The following is a 12,229-nucleotide window of genomic DNA, read 5'->3' on the forward strand; positions in this document are numbered from 1 at the left end:
GGACACCGACCATGACCGCAAACGCACTGCACACCTCCCGTCGCCGGCTGCTCGGCGCAGGCTCCGCCCTCGGCGGCCTGGCCGCGCTCGGCCTGGCCGGCTGCGCCTCCACCGGCGGGCCTTCGATCGGCCGCGTCGTGGTCGTCGGCGGCGGCTTCGGCGGCACCACCGCCGCGCGCTACCTCAAGATGTGGGGCGGCAACGTCGACGTCACTCTGGTCGAGCGCGGCGCGAGCTTCGTGTCCTGCCCGATCTCCAACCTGGTGCTCGGCGGCTACCGCCAGATGGCCGACATCACGCGCGGCTACGACGGCCTCAAGACCATGGGCATCAAGGTCGTGCAGGGCGACGTGACGGCCATCGACGTGGCCGGCAAGAAGGTCCGCCTGGCCGGCGGCGCCGAACTGCCCTACGACCGGCTGGTCGTGTCCCCCGGCATCGACTTCATGTGGGACCAGGTCGGTGGCCTGCAGGCCGCCGTGGACAACGGCAGCGTGGTCCACGCCTGGAAGGCCGGCCCCCAGACGGTGGCCCTGCGCCGGCAGCTCGAGTCCATGGCCGACGGCGGCGTGGTGGCGATCTCGATCCCCAAGGTGCCCTACCGCTGCCCGCCCGGCCCCTACGAGCGCGCCTGCATGGTGGCCAGCTACCTGAAGACCGCCAAGCCCAAGAGCAAGCTGCTCGTGCTCGACGCCAACCCGGAAGTGCAGTCGAAGAAGGCGCTGTTCGAGAAGGCCTTCAAGGACCACTACAGCGGCATCCTGGAGTACCGCCCCAACGCCGAGATCAAGGAGGTGTCGGGCAAGGTGGCCAAGCTGGAGTTCGAGGACGTGCGTGCCGACGTGCTCAACGTGATCCCGCCGCAGCGCGCCGGCGACATCGCCCGCACCGCCGGCCTGGTCAACATCAACAACCGCTGGGTCGGCGTGAACTGGCTGACGATGGAGTCCACCGTGGCGCCGGGTGTCCATGTGCTGGGCGATGCCACGTTCCCGGCGCCGCTGATGCCCAAGTCCGGCCACATGGCCAACCAGCATGCCAAGGTGGCCGCCGCGGCGATCATCCAGCTGCTCAAGGGCCAGGCCGTCAGCGCGACGCCGGTGGTGATGAACACCTGCTACAGCTTCGTCACCGCCCGCGACGTGATCCACGTGGCGTCGGTGCACCAGTACGACGCGACGGACAAGACCTTCAAGACCGTGCCGGGCTCGGGCGGCGTGTCCGCCGCGGCCAACCAGATCGAGGGCCGCTACGCGCTGTCGTGGGCCCAGAACATCTGGGACGACATGCTCGAAGCCGTCTGATGCGGTGGCGGCCTACTTCAGCCCGCTGAGGTAGGCCGCCACGGCCTTGAGTTCCAGCTCGCTGAGCTTGCTGGCGATGCTGTGCATCACGGCGTTGTCGTTGGTGCGCTCGCGCCGGTTGAACAGCTTGAGCTGGTTCTCGGTGTACTGCGCGTGCTGGCCGGCCAGCCGGGGCAGCGTCTCGCTGCCGTGGGCGTCGTTGCCGTGGCAGGTGGCACACGCCGCCACGCCGGTGAACGGGTTGCCGCGGAAATAGACGAAGCGGCCCACGCCGGCCAGGTCGGTGTCCTCCACCGGATGCCCCTGCGTGGGCCGCGTCGCGAACCATTCGCCCAGGGCCTTCATGTCGGCCGGGCTCAGGTCCTCGACCATCGGCTGCATGGCGCTGCTCTTGCGGCGGCCGCTCTTGTAGTCCGCCAGCTGCCGGGCCACGTAGGCGGCGTTCTGCCCGGCCAGCCGCGGGAACACCGGGCTGGAGCTTTCGCCTGCGGCGCCATGGCAGATGAAGCACTTGCCCTGCACGATCTCCTCGGCCCGCGCAACGTCGGCGGCCCGGCCCGGCAGTGCGGTCATCAGCAGCGCCAGCGCGGCCGTCAGCGGGAGAGCGATCGTCTTCATGTTCATGGTGGTGTGGCAGGGGTTCATCGGGCCGACGCGGTGGCGTCCACGGCGGTGCGAGGCGGTGGCGGCTCTTCGGCGGGCCGCTGGTCGACCAGGCGGTCGGTGAGGGCCGCCGCCGCCCACATCGCGGTGAGTGTGACCCACGACGTGATCGTGAAGATGGCGGCCCCGGACAGGCCCGCACCGACGGCGCAGCCACCGGCGAGCATGCCGCCGAAGCCCATCAGCACGGCACCGACGATGTAGCGGCGCATGCTGGCGCCGCCCATGAAGCCTTCGAGCTTCAGCTGGCCGAACCACGCGGCGGCGATGAACGAGCCGATGAACACGCCGGGCATCAGACCGAGGTCGAAGTTCACCGGCTTGTCGCTGGCGAACAGCACCCGCGTCAGCACCTCGGCCGACGGGCCGGTGAAGCTCAGGGCCTGGATCGGGTGCGGATCGAACGCCACCTGCGTGATGGCGTAGGTGAACCACCAGGCGGCGGCGATGACGGCGCCCACGCCCATGGCCCCGGCCCAGCCCCAGGCCGGCACCTTCTGGCGCCGCGCCCACCACACCGCGGCGGCCAGCCACACGGCGCCGAACAGCAGCGCTCCGCCGTGGCCGATGCCCAGCCGGGCGATCAGGTCGCGCCCCGTGCCGCCGTCCACCGTCCACCACGACGAGATGGCCTCGCGCGGCGCCGCCAGGATGCCGGTCCAGCTGGCCTGCGCCGTGACGGCGAACACCAGGCCCGACATGACCGAGCGCAGGTTGCCCTGGGCCGCCAGCACCAGCAGGCGGCTCGAACAGCCGCGAGCGAGGATCATGCCGACGCCGAACAGCGCCCCGCCCACGGCGGCGCCGGACAGGCTGCCCCGCGTGGCGATCTGCCTTGCATTGGCGGCGTCGAACAGGCCGGCCAGCGCCAGGGCCTGCGTGATCAGCAGCGCGGTGGCAAAGGCGAACAGCCACACGGTGAGCTTGCCGCCGGTGACGTTGCGCGAGAACTCGATGACCGCCGAGCGCAGGCAGAACTGGCTGCGCTGGGCGAAGAAGCCGAACAGGATGCCGAGCACGAGGCCACCCGCGGCGAGCGTGGCGCTCTCGCCCCAGTGCTCGACGGCCCAGCCCAGCACGTGCCGCTCCTAGCCGGCGATGCCCGGGTTGCCCTGCATGCCCACCAGCCGCGGCGTGTTGACGCGGCGCGGCTTGACGCGACCGCCCTGCGCCTTGAGCCAGGCCTCGACGTGGTCCCACACCGGCTTGACGCCCGGCGCCGTGCGCGCCTCCTCGGCCACCGGCGCCCAGCCGGCCACCTTGTAGGTCTTGCCGGCCTCGATGGGTTTTCCGCCCAGGCGCATGTCGCCGATGCGCGAGCCCATCTTCTCGCCCGGCGTGCAGGTGTAGGTCAGGCCGCCCACGCGCACCATGTCGCCGCCCTGCTGGTAGTACGGGTCGGGATTGAACAGGTTGTCCGCCACGTCCTCGAGGATGTTCTTGATCATCTCGCCCGACATGTCGGTGACGGTGGCGTAGGGATAGGTGATGGCGAGCTGGTCCATCATCAGCTCGCGCGTGATGGTGTCGCCCGGCAGCAGCGAGGTGCCCCAGCGGAAGCCCGGCGAGAACGCGATCTGCGCGCCCTGCGTGTCCATCAGCGCGTCGCAGATGAGCTGGTCCCAGCTGCCGTTGAAGTTGCCGCGGCGATAGAGCAGGCCGTCGGTCACGGCGAGCTTGTCCGCCAGCTTCGCCTCGTAGGGCGCGCGCACCCGGTCGATCAGCGCGGCCATCTCCGGGTCGGCCTTGAGCTGGTTGGCAAACACCGGCAGCAGGCGGTAGCGGAAGTCGGCCACCTTGCCGCCCTTGACCTCGAAGTCCATCACCCCGAGGAACTTGCTGTTGCTGCCGGCATTGGTGACCAGCGTGGTGCCGCCGGCGTTCTTCACCGGCACCGCCAGCGGCACGCCGTCGTGCGTGTGGCCGCCGAAGATCGCGTCGATGCCACGCACCCGCGAGGCCATCTTCAGGTCGACGTCCATGCCGTTGTGCGACACCACCACCACCACCTGGGCGCCCTTGGCGCGCACCTCGTCCACCACCTTCTGCATGTTCTCGTCCTGGATGCCGAAGCTCCAGTCGGCCACCATGTAGCGCGGGTTGGCGATCGGGGTGTAGGGGAAGGCCTGACCCACCACGGCGCAGGGTACGCCATTGATCTCGCGGATCACGTAGGGCGGGAACACCGGGTCGCCGAAGTCCTGCGTCTTGACGTTCTGCGCCACGAAGTCGACGCGGCCCTTGAAGTCCTTGTCGACGATCTCCTTGACGCGCTCCATGCCGTAGGTGAACTCCCAGTGGCCGGTCATCACGTCCACGCCGAGCAGCTTGCAGGCGTCCACCATGTCCTGGGCGTTGGTCCACAGCGACGTGGCCGAGCCCTGCCAGGTGTCGCCGCCGTCGAGCAGCAGCGCCCCGGGGCGGCTGGCCTTGAGCTGCTTGACCAGCGTGGCCAGGTGCGCAAAGCCGCCGACCTTGCCGTAGCGGCGAGCCGCCTTCTCGAAGTCGAGATAGGTGAAGCCGTGCGCCAGCGCGGTGCCGGGGCGCACGCCGGCGCGCTTGAGCAGCGCCTCGCCCACCAGGTGCGGCAGTTGGCCCTGCATCGACCCGAGCCCGAGGTTGACGCTCGGTTCGCGGAAGTAGATCGGCTTCAGCTGCGCATGGCAGTCGGTCATGTGCAGGAACGACACGTTGCCGAAGGCCGGAATGTCGTACAGGCCCTTCTGCGCCTGCGCCGCGTCGGCGTCGGCGTGCCGCGACAGGGCCATGCCGGCGGCCGACGCCGCGCCCAGCACCTGCAGGAACTCGCGCTTGGAAAGATTCATGATTTCGCAATCAATGATATTGAGGGCCGGAAAAGGCCCGCGCGGACGCGGGCCGTTCGGATGCGACGTCGGGCTACTGGTTCACGGGCGACTTCGGGTCCAGCAGCAGGGCCATCAGGTCCTTGAGCTGGGCCTCGCTCAGCATGCCGGCATGGCCGAAGCGCGGCATGCCGGAGCAGGCGCTGTAGGCCTTGGCGTTGTACAGCTTGCCCCAGGTGTACTCGACGATCGCCTTGCTGTCGGGGCTGGCCGGGTCGGTCACGCCGCGCAGCTTGCCGTAGTTGTAGAGGCTGGGCCCGATCGTGCCGAAGGAGATCTCCTGCTTGCTGATCTGGTGGCAGTTGTAGCAGTTGCCGCCGTTGGCGCTGGTGTCGGCGGACGCGTCGGTCCAGGTGAGGCCGCGGCCGTTCTGCGCCAGGCGCTCGCCGGCCTGCCAGTTGCCGATGAACTTGCCGTCGGCGGGCATCTTCACCGTGGCGAGGTTGGCCGCCTCGATGGCCTTGGTGCGCGCGTCGGACAGCGGCTTGCCTTCGGACGCCGAGCACTCGGCATTGGAAGCGTCCTGCTGGAGCCGGTCGACCTTGGCGATGCCCTGGTCGCGGAACGAGCTCTTGAGCATCGCCGCCATCAGCTCGTCGTAGTTGGGCCCGGTCAGCGAGGCACAGCCGGTCAGTGCGGCCGCCCCCACGGCCCCCAGGGCCAGACGTCGGATCATGTTGCGATTGCGATTCATCCCGGGCCCCTCAGCGCTTGATCGCGGGCGCGATCGACTCGGCACCCTTGGCATTGACACCCATGTACACCCCGAGCGCGATCGTCACGTCGGACCCATAGCCAGGGAACGGGAAGCGCTGCTGGCGGTAGCAGTCGTTGAGCCGGCGCTGCATGCTCCAGAGCTCGCCGCTGCTGACGCGGTAGGCCGGCCAGGCGGCGAAGCCGATGCCGTCGCCCGGGTTCCTGGTCAGGTTGGGCAGGTCCTGCAGGCGGATGCGCTTGCCGTCCTCGGCGTGGCACGACGCGCAGGCAAAGTCGTAAGGCCCGGCGCGGAAGAAGAACGCCCGCTTGCCCAGTTCGAAGAACTTCTTCTCCTCGGCATGACCCTGCGGCAGGTTGAAGCGCTGGCCGCGCGACTCGGCGGAGATCCAGGCCACCAGCGCTTCCATGTTCTGCTGCTCGCCACGGCCAAACGGTGTGCGGGCGATCTCGCCGGCATTCAGGCCCTGCAGCGTCTCCATGCAGGTGAGCAGCCGCGACTCGAGGTCCTGCACACGGCCGGTGTCGGCGAAGTAGCGCGGCAGTTCGACGAACGCGCCCTTGACCTTGCCGGGGCCCTTGCCCAGGTCGCATTGCTCGAGCGAGGCGTTCTTCGGGCCGCGGCGGGTCTTCCACAGGCCCTCGCCCTTGGCCTCGAACAGCTCGGCAGGGTTGCCGTCCTCGAGCATCTTGCGGTACTCGGCGATGCCGTCCGCGGCGGACTTCTGCTGGGCCTGGGCCATCTGGCCCCACGGCGCGGCCACGGCCGCCGCCGCTGCCAGCACCCCAACGATCGTGCGTGCGCTCATGGTCTCCTCGTTCTCGTGGATGAGGCGGGCCCGTCTGCGCGGGCCGCCGGTGGACACCGCGGTCAGGAGACCGTGGCCTCGTCGGTGCGCTTCTCGCCCTTGTTGTCGACCCAGGTGATGGTGACCTTGTCGCCGGCCTTCGCACCCTTGATGTTGAACTGCAGGAACGGGTTCTTCGACACCGCCGGGCCCCACTGCGCGGTCATCACGGTCTTGCCGTTGTGCTGCGCGACCACGTCCTGGATGTGCCAGGCCGGAATCAGCTTGCCGGCCGCGTCGCGGCGCTGGCCGGTTTCCATCTCGTGGGCCATCAGCACACGCACGGTGGCCTTGTCGCCCGATACCTGGGCGCGGATGCGCATCGGATCTGCCATTTGGATCTCCTTGATCTGCTTCGATCGAAAACGTGTTCCCGGAACTCAGCCGCCGCAGCCGCCGAGCGTGACCTTGACTTCCTTCTTGGCGAAGAGCACCTTGCCGTCGTTCATCATCGCCACGGCGTAGACGTCCGAGGACTGGCCCATCTTCACGCGGGTGGACATGTTGGCGTCGACCGCATCGGTCACGTCGAACATGGCCGTCAGGACCGACGGGTTCTTCTCCACCAGGATCAGCAGCCGCTTGACGCCGGGCAGCGCGGTGGACGCGCCCACGGGCACCACGGCGCCGTTCTCGGCGATGTCCGGGCCGGTGACGGTGATGTCCTTGCTCTCGACCGGCGCGCCGGCGCCCAGCGCCTTCATCAGCTCGGGCATGGTCTTGGCCGCGAACGCGGCGGTGTTCCAGCCGCCCTGGGCCTGCGCCACGGCGGGCAGCATGCCGACGGCAGCCAGCATCGCGGCCACCTTGGCCGACTGGGAAAGCATTTCTCGACGGGTCTTCATGGGGGTCTCCTGGCTCGACGAACGTATCCTAGGGCCGATCGCCCCGGGGCACGAGGGGGTGAGCCCGTACGTCCGTCGCACGGGCCCTGTGACTTTCATTTTTTCATGCCATCGGCCAGCCACTGGGCAATGGCCTTGGCGTCGGACTCGGGCAGCGCCTGCGGCGGCATCGGGATGGCACCCCAGACGCCCGTGCCGCCGGCCTTGATCCGGCCGGCGAGGTAGGCCGCGGCGTCGGCACGCCCGGTGTACTTGCGGGCGATTTCGCGGAACCCAGGGCCCACCAGCTTGGACTCCATGCCGTGGCACGCGACGCAACCGTGCTTGTTGAGCAGCGCGGTGGCCGCCGCCCCCGCGCCTGCAGCCGGCGCGGCGGCGGGTCTGGCAGGCGCGGCGGCCGGCGCCTGGCCTGGCGCCGTGGCCGGTGCCGTACCCAGCGGCGCGGTCGGTGCCGGCCGCGTGGTGTCGGCCCCGACCTGGGCCCCGACCGGGCGGTTCTGCTCGGCCAGGTTGCCGTGGGCGTCGCGGGCGAAGTCGGGCAGGAACGACGCCAGCTTCGGCTCGGGGCCGCAGTCCTTCATGCAGGCCGTGGCCCGCACGTCGGGCCGGCCATGGCCGAAGCCCTTGCCCGGCCACAGGCCGTGGTCGGTGGTCATGCCGTTGCGGTTGGGCAGGCGCTGCTGCACCTCGGCGATGTTGCGGTCCGACAGCGTGAAGTCGTCGGGCACCACGCCGCCCATGTTGAGCATGTAGGCCGTCACCGCGTACACCTCCTCGGTGGTCAGCGACTTGGGCTGTGTCCAGGGCATCGCGCGACGGATGTAGTCCCACAGCGTGGACACCTGCGACAGCTTCATCAGCGTGGTGCGCCCCGGGAAGCTGGGGTCGAGCAGGCGCGCGACGCGGCCCGTGCGGATGTCGTCCTTCGTGGTGCCGCCCACGAGCGGGCTGAAGACCTCGTTGCTCTCGCCGAAGATGCCGTGACAGGACGCGCACTTCGACTCCCAGACGTCCATGCCCTTGGCCACGGTGCCCGAGCCGGGCGGCAGGCCCTTGAAGTCGGGTCGCACGTCGATGTCCCAGGCCGCCACCTCGCTGGGCGTGGCGCTGCGACCGACGTTCGGAAAGGCCGTCGACTGCGCCACGGCCGTCGAGGCGGCCAGGCTCAGCAGCAGGGCTGCCGTCGCTTCACGCCAGCTGGACATTCTTGACCTCCCCGCTCTCCTGCACCAGCCAGGTCTGCACCGCGTTGTTGTGATAGATCGAACGCGAGCCGCGCACCGCGCGCAGCTGCTTGTAGGTGGGCTGGACGTAGCCGGTCTCGTCCATGGCGCGGCTCTGCACCAGCGCGGGCTTGCCGTCCCACACCCAGTCGAGGTTGAACCGCGTCAGGCACTTGGACATCACGGGCGACTCCAGGCGCGCGGTGCGCCAGTTGCGCCCGCCGTCCACCGACACGTCCACCCGCTTGACCTTGCCCCGCCCCGACCAGGCCAGGCCGGTGATGTTGTAGAAGCCCTTGTCCAGCAGCACCTGGCCGCCCGACGGCGTGGTGATCACGCTCTTGCATTCCTGCGTGCTGGTGTACTGCCGGTGGCGGCCGTCGGGCATCAGGTCCACGTAGTGCAGCACCTCGTCCTTGGCGCCGTAGGGCTTGTCGCCCACCTCGATGCGGCGCAGGTACTTGACCCAGCTCACGCCCTGCACGCCGGGCACCACCAGGCGCAGCGGATAGCCGTTCTCGGGGCGCAGCATTTCGCCGTTCTGACCGTAGGCGACGAACACCTCGCCCGACTCCACCAGTTCCATCGGCACGGTGCGGGTCATCGACGAGCCGTCGGCACCCTCAGCCAGCACGTAGCGGGCGCGCTTGTAGTCCACGCCCGCCATGTCGAACAGGATCTTCAGCGGCACGCCGGTGAACTCGCTGCAGCTGATCATGCCGTGGCTGTACTGGCAGGTCGGCACCGCGACGTTGCCCCACTCCATGCCGGTATTGGCACCGCACTCGATGAAGTGGAAGCGGCTCACGGACGGCAGCCGCATCAGCTCGTCCATCGTGAACACCATGGGCCTCTTGAGCAGGCGCGCGTCCGACCCGTTGAGCATCAGGCGGTGCTTCGACGGGTCGATGTCCCACCAGCCCTGGTGATGGCGCTCGAAATGCAGGCCCGACGGCGTGACGATGCCGAACAGCGACTGCAGCGGCGCGAAGGACACCGACGCCTGCGTCGTCTGCGTCAGGCCCGGACTCTGGCGACGCTGCACGTTCGACTCGTACTTCGAAGGCTTGCCGTAGCCGTCGGTCACCACCGGCTGGCCCAGCCCGCGCGAATGCTCGGGCAGCTCCAGGATGTTCGGGTCGCCGCCGCCGGCCGGCACCGGGTTGGCCGCGGCCACCGCCACGGGCGCGGCCGCCGCGGCACCGGCGGCCGCGAAGGCACGGCGGATGAAGTCGCGGCGCCCGTGGCGCCCTTCCTGGAACACCTGGCGCACGCCGGCCGGGTCCAGGAAGTTCTCCGGCGCCTTGACCAGGCGTCCCGACGGCTTGCTGCTCGATTCCAATTGCGCTCCTTGGCCTGTTCGTTCAGTCGTTGACCCGCCGCGCGCGGGCGGCCTTGCGCGCCGGTGCCACCATGGCGGCCTGCTCCCGGCACACCGCGTCGCACAGCAGCAGCACGCGCTGGCTGACGATGCGGTAGTACACCTGCGAACCCGAACGCCGCCGCCCGAGCACGCCACCGCGGTAGAGCATGCCCAGGTGCTGCGACATGTTGGGCTGGCTCACGCCCACCCGCTCCAGCAGTTCGCCCACGTTGCGCTCGCCGTCGCACAGCTCGCAGACGATGCGCAGACGGGTGGGCGTGGACAGCAGCGAGAACAGGTCCGCCGCCACCTCGTACACCCTGTCTGACGCCTCGTCGGTCATCCAGCCGTCCATTCACATATTCGTTGACTCGAATATTAGACATCAATGAATTGAAGATGGAGGGTGGAAACCCTAGGGCGGCAGGGCGCGTGGCTATAGTCCGTTCACCCATGCCTCCACCGACCGACTTCAACCGCTTCGGCGCCGATTTCCTGCCGGGCTACCTGGGCATCGTGTTCCTGGACGTCGGCCCGCAGCGGGTGCACGCGGAACTGGCGGTGCGAAAGGCACTGATGGCGCCCATCGGCTTCCTGCACGCGGGCACGCTGGTGACGCTGGCGGATTCCTGCGCTGGCTACGGCTGCATCTGCGCCCTGCCCGAAGGCGCCTCGGGCTTCACCACCGTGGAGCTGAAGTCCAACCACCTGGGCACCGCGCGCGACGGCACGATCGAGTGCGTGGCCACGCCGGTGCACACCGGGCGCACCACCCAGGTCTGGGACGCGGTGGTCACCCACCGCGACAGCGGCCGGACGCTGGCGCTGTTCCGCTGCACGCAGATGGTGCTCTACCCCAGGGCCTGAGCCGCCAGCACCTCTTCGCGCACGCACTCGGTCAGCTCGGCCTTCAACGCGGCGAACCCGGGCGTGGTCTTCATCGAGTAGTGCCGCGGGTGCGGCAGGTCCACCCGGCAGTCGAGCTTGATCCGGCCGGGCCGCGCGCTCATCACCACCACGCGGCTGGCCATGAACACGGCCTCGTCGATGTCGTGGGTGACGAACAGCACCGTCTTCTTCTGTTCTTCCCAGATGCCCAGCAGCAGCTCCTGCATCAGCTCGCGGGTCTGGTGGTCGAGCGCGCCGAAGGGCTCGTCCATCAGCAGCATGCGCGGGTCGTTGGCCAGCGCGCGAGCGATCGCCGTGCGCTGCTGCATGCCGCCGGACAACTGCTTCGGGTAGTGGTTCTCGAACCCGCGCAGGCCCACCTTGGCCAGGAACGCGTCGGCCACCTCGAGCTGCTGCGGCCGGGGCAGGCCGCGCTCGCGCAGGCCGAAGCACACGTTGTCGCGCACGGTCAGCCAGGGGAACAGCGTGTAGCTCTGGAACACCATGCCGCGGTCGGCACCCGGGCCGTCGATGCGCCGCCCGTCGAGCAGCACCTCGCCGGCCGTCTGGCGGTCCAGCCCCGCCACGATGCGAAGCAGCGTGCTCTTGCCGCAGCCGCTCGGGCCCAGGATGGTGATGAAGTCGTTCTCCGCCACCTCCAGGTCGGTGGCCTGCAGCGCCAGGGTGGTGTCGAAGCGGCGCTCCACGCCGCGTACCGAGAGGATGCTCATGGTTGCGGCCTCAGACGCTGGCCCAGGGGAACAGGCGCCGGTTCACCCACTTGAAGGCGAGGTCGCTCACCAGCCCGATGACGCCGATCACGATGATGCCGAAGATGATCTGGTCGGTAGCCAGCAGCGCCTGGCTGTCGGTGATCATGTGGCCGATGCCGCTGGACGCGCCGATCAGCTCGGCCACGATGACGTAGGTCCAGGCCCAGCCGAGCACGGTGCGCAGGATCTCGGCGATCTCGGGCGCGGCGCCCGGCACCAGCACGCGCCGCACGAGGCTGGCGTCGCTGCTGCCCAGCGTGTAGGCCGCCTCCACCAGGTCGCGCCGCGTGTTGCCCACTACCACCGAGATCATCAGCACCATCGAGAAGAAGCTGCCGATGAAGATCACCGCCAGCTTCTGCGCCTCGCCAATGCCGACCCACAGGATCAGCAGCGGGATGAAGGCCGACGCCGGCAGGTAGCGCGCGAAGCTGACGAAGGGCTCGAAGAACGCCTCCACCGGCTTGTAGGCCCCCATCGCCACGCCCAGCGGCAGGGCCAGCGCAGCGGCGATCGCGAAACCGCCCACCACGCGCCACACGGTCATGCCGATGTCGACCGCGAAGCCGTGCTCCACCAGCAGCGTCCAGCCCGAACGGAACATCGCCAGCGGGTCGGCCAGGAAGGTCTTCTGCACGAAGCCGCCGAACGTGGCGACCGACCACACCGCGAAGAACACGACGAAGAAGGCCACGCCGAGCGCGACCTTCGCGCCCGGGCTCACCGGGGTCAGCGGCTTCATGC

At 69.5% G+C, this 12,229-nt stretch carries 14 protein-coding genes; 2 read left to right on the forward strand and 12 right to left on the reverse strand.

The annotated features are described in order from the left end of the window. Positions 1 to 11 precede the first annotated feature (11 nt). Positions 12 to 1,304: an NAD(P)/FAD-dependent oxidoreductase gene (locus tag AC2EAQ_RS16655; RefSeq protein WP_484645526.1), complete on the forward strand. Its 1,293-nt coding sequence runs from the start codon at positions 12 to 14 to the stop codon at positions 1,302 to 1,304. Positions 1,305 to 1,316: 12 nt separating this feature from the next. Here AC2EAQ_RS16655 and AC2EAQ_RS16660 read toward each other — a convergent pair whose 3' ends face one another. The 10 genes from AC2EAQ_RS16660 to AC2EAQ_RS16705 all read right to left on the reverse strand — a co-directional run bounded on the left by AC2EAQ_RS16660 (position 1,317) and on the right by AC2EAQ_RS16705 (position 10,179). Further along, positions 1,317 to 1,922, reverse strand: a complete 606-nt coding sequence (locus AC2EAQ_RS16660) for a c-type cytochrome (RefSeq protein ID WP_484645527.1) — start codon at positions 1,920 to 1,922, stop codon at positions 1,317 to 1,319. Positions 1,923 to 1,945: 23 nt separating this feature from the next. Next, positions 1,946 to 3,046, reverse strand: coding sequence for a YeeE/YedE family protein (locus AC2EAQ_RS16665; RefSeq protein WP_484645528.1), 1,101 nt, complete (start codon positions 3,044 to 3,046; stop codon positions 1,946 to 1,948). Positions 3,047 to 3,055: 9 nt separating this feature from the next. Then, positions 3,056 to 4,792, reverse strand: a complete 1,737-nt coding sequence (gene soxB / locus AC2EAQ_RS16670; RefSeq protein ID WP_484645529.1) for a thiosulfohydrolase SoxB — start codon at positions 4,790 to 4,792, stop codon at positions 3,056 to 3,058. 73 nt (positions 4,793 to 4,865) lie between these two features. Further along, positions 4,866 to 5,507, reverse strand: coding sequence for a sulfur oxidation c-type cytochrome SoxX (gene soxX, locus AC2EAQ_RS16675; RefSeq protein ID WP_484645531.1), 642 nt, complete (start codon positions 5,505 to 5,507; stop codon positions 4,866 to 4,868). 28 nt (positions 5,508 to 5,535) lie between these two features. After that, on the reverse strand, positions 5,536 to 6,354 hold the full coding sequence (gene soxA, locus AC2EAQ_RS16680; protein WP_484645532.1) for a sulfur oxidation c-type cytochrome SoxA: 819 nt from the start codon (positions 6,352 to 6,354) through the stop codon (positions 5,536 to 5,538). Positions 6,355 to 6,416: 62 nt separating this feature from the next. Next, positions 6,417 to 6,728 (reverse strand): thiosulfate oxidation carrier complex protein SoxZ, encoded by a 312-nt coding sequence (gene soxZ / locus AC2EAQ_RS16685; protein WP_484645534.1) that lies wholly within the window; start codon positions 6,726 to 6,728, stop codon positions 6,417 to 6,419. A 45-nt stretch (positions 6,729 to 6,773) separates the two neighbouring features. Then, positions 6,774 to 7,238 carry a thiosulfate oxidation carrier protein SoxY gene (soxY, locus tag AC2EAQ_RS16690; protein WP_484645536.1) on the reverse strand — a complete coding sequence of 155 codons (465 nt, stop codon included), beginning with the start codon at positions 7,236 to 7,238 and terminating at the stop codon, positions 6,774 to 6,776. A 95-nt stretch (positions 7,239 to 7,333) separates the two neighbouring features. Beyond that, positions 7,334 to 8,443, reverse strand: a complete 1,110-nt coding sequence (locus AC2EAQ_RS16695) for a c-type cytochrome (protein WP_484645537.1) — start codon at positions 8,441 to 8,443, stop codon at positions 7,334 to 7,336. Beyond that, on the reverse strand, positions 8,427 to 9,803 hold the full coding sequence (soxC, locus tag AC2EAQ_RS16700) for a sulfite dehydrogenase (protein ID WP_484645538.1): 1,377 nt from the start codon (positions 9,801 to 9,803) through the stop codon (positions 8,427 to 8,429). The genes AC2EAQ_RS16695 and soxC overlap by 17 nt, the downstream gene beginning before the upstream one ends. A gap of 22 nt (positions 9,804 to 9,825) precedes the next feature. Then, positions 9,826 to 10,179, reverse strand: a complete 354-nt coding sequence (locus AC2EAQ_RS16705) for an ArsR/SmtB family transcription factor (RefSeq protein ID WP_484645540.1) — start codon at positions 10,177 to 10,179, stop codon at positions 9,826 to 9,828. Positions 10,180 to 10,277: 98 nt separating this feature from the next. Between AC2EAQ_RS16705 and AC2EAQ_RS16710 the strand changes: the two genes are divergently transcribed. Next, positions 10,278 to 10,691, forward strand: coding sequence for a PaaI family thioesterase (locus AC2EAQ_RS16710; protein WP_484645541.1), 414 nt, complete (start codon positions 10,278 to 10,280; stop codon positions 10,689 to 10,691). Here the strand turns inward: AC2EAQ_RS16710 and AC2EAQ_RS16715 are convergent. Both AC2EAQ_RS16715 and AC2EAQ_RS16720 read right to left on the reverse strand, forming a co-directional pair. Continuing rightward, on the reverse strand, positions 10,676 to 11,443 hold the full coding sequence (locus AC2EAQ_RS16715; protein ID WP_484645543.1) for an ABC transporter ATP-binding protein: 768 nt from the start codon (positions 11,441 to 11,443) through the stop codon (positions 10,676 to 10,678). The genes AC2EAQ_RS16710 and AC2EAQ_RS16715 overlap by 16 nt on opposite strands. Before the next feature lie 10 nt (positions 11,444 to 11,453). After that, entirely contained in the window at positions 11,454 to 12,227 is a 774-nt protein-coding gene (locus tag AC2EAQ_RS16720) for an ABC transporter permease (RefSeq protein WP_484645545.1), read from the reverse strand. Positions 12,228 to 12,229 lie beyond the last annotated feature (2 nt).

The sequence above is a fragment of the Aquabacterium sp. T101 genome, from assembly GCF_057219775.1.

Coding starts and splice junctions, on each gene's coding strand:
- AC2EAQ_RS16655 (WP_484645526.1), top strand. CDS start 12: ATGACCGCAAACGCACTGCACACCTCCCGTCGCCGGCTGCTCGGCGCA.
- AC2EAQ_RS16660 (WP_484645527.1), bottom strand. CDS start 1,922: ATGAAGACGATCGCTCTCCCGCTGACGGCCGCGCTGGCGCTGCTGATG.
- soxB (WP_484645529.1), bottom strand. CDS start 4,792: ATGAATCTTTCCAAGCGCGAGTTCCTGCAGGTGCTGGGCGCGGCGTCG.
- soxX (WP_484645531.1), bottom strand. CDS start 5,507: ATGATCCGACGTCTGGCCCTGGGGGCCGTGGGGGCGGCCGCACTGACC.
- soxA (WP_484645532.1), bottom strand. CDS start 6,354: ATGAGCGCACGCACGATCGTTGGGGTGCTGGCAGCGGCGGCGGCCGTG.
- soxZ (WP_484645534.1), bottom strand. CDS start 6,728: ATGGCAGATCCGATGCGCATCCGCGCCCAGGTATCGGGCGACAAGGCC.
- soxY (WP_484645536.1), bottom strand. CDS start 7,238: ATGAAGACCCGTCGAGAAATGCTTTCCCAGTCGGCCAAGGTGGCCGCG.
- AC2EAQ_RS16695 (WP_484645537.1), bottom strand. CDS start 8,443: ATGTCCAGCTGGCGTGAAGCGACGGCAGCCCTGCTGCTGAGCCTGGCC.
- AC2EAQ_RS16705 (WP_484645540.1), bottom strand. CDS start 10,179: ATGGACGGCTGGATGACCGACGAGGCGTCAGACAGGGTGTACGAGGTG.
- AC2EAQ_RS16710 (WP_484645541.1), top strand. CDS start 10,278: ATGCCTCCACCGACCGACTTCAACCGCTTCGGCGCCGATTTCCTGCCG.
- AC2EAQ_RS16715 (WP_484645543.1), bottom strand. CDS start 11,443: ATGAGCATCCTCTCGGTACGCGGCGTGGAGCGCCGCTTCGACACCACC.
- AC2EAQ_RS16720 (WP_484645545.1), bottom strand. CDS start 12,227: ATGAAGCCGCTGACCCCGGTGAGCCCGGGCGCGAAGGTCGCGCTCGGC.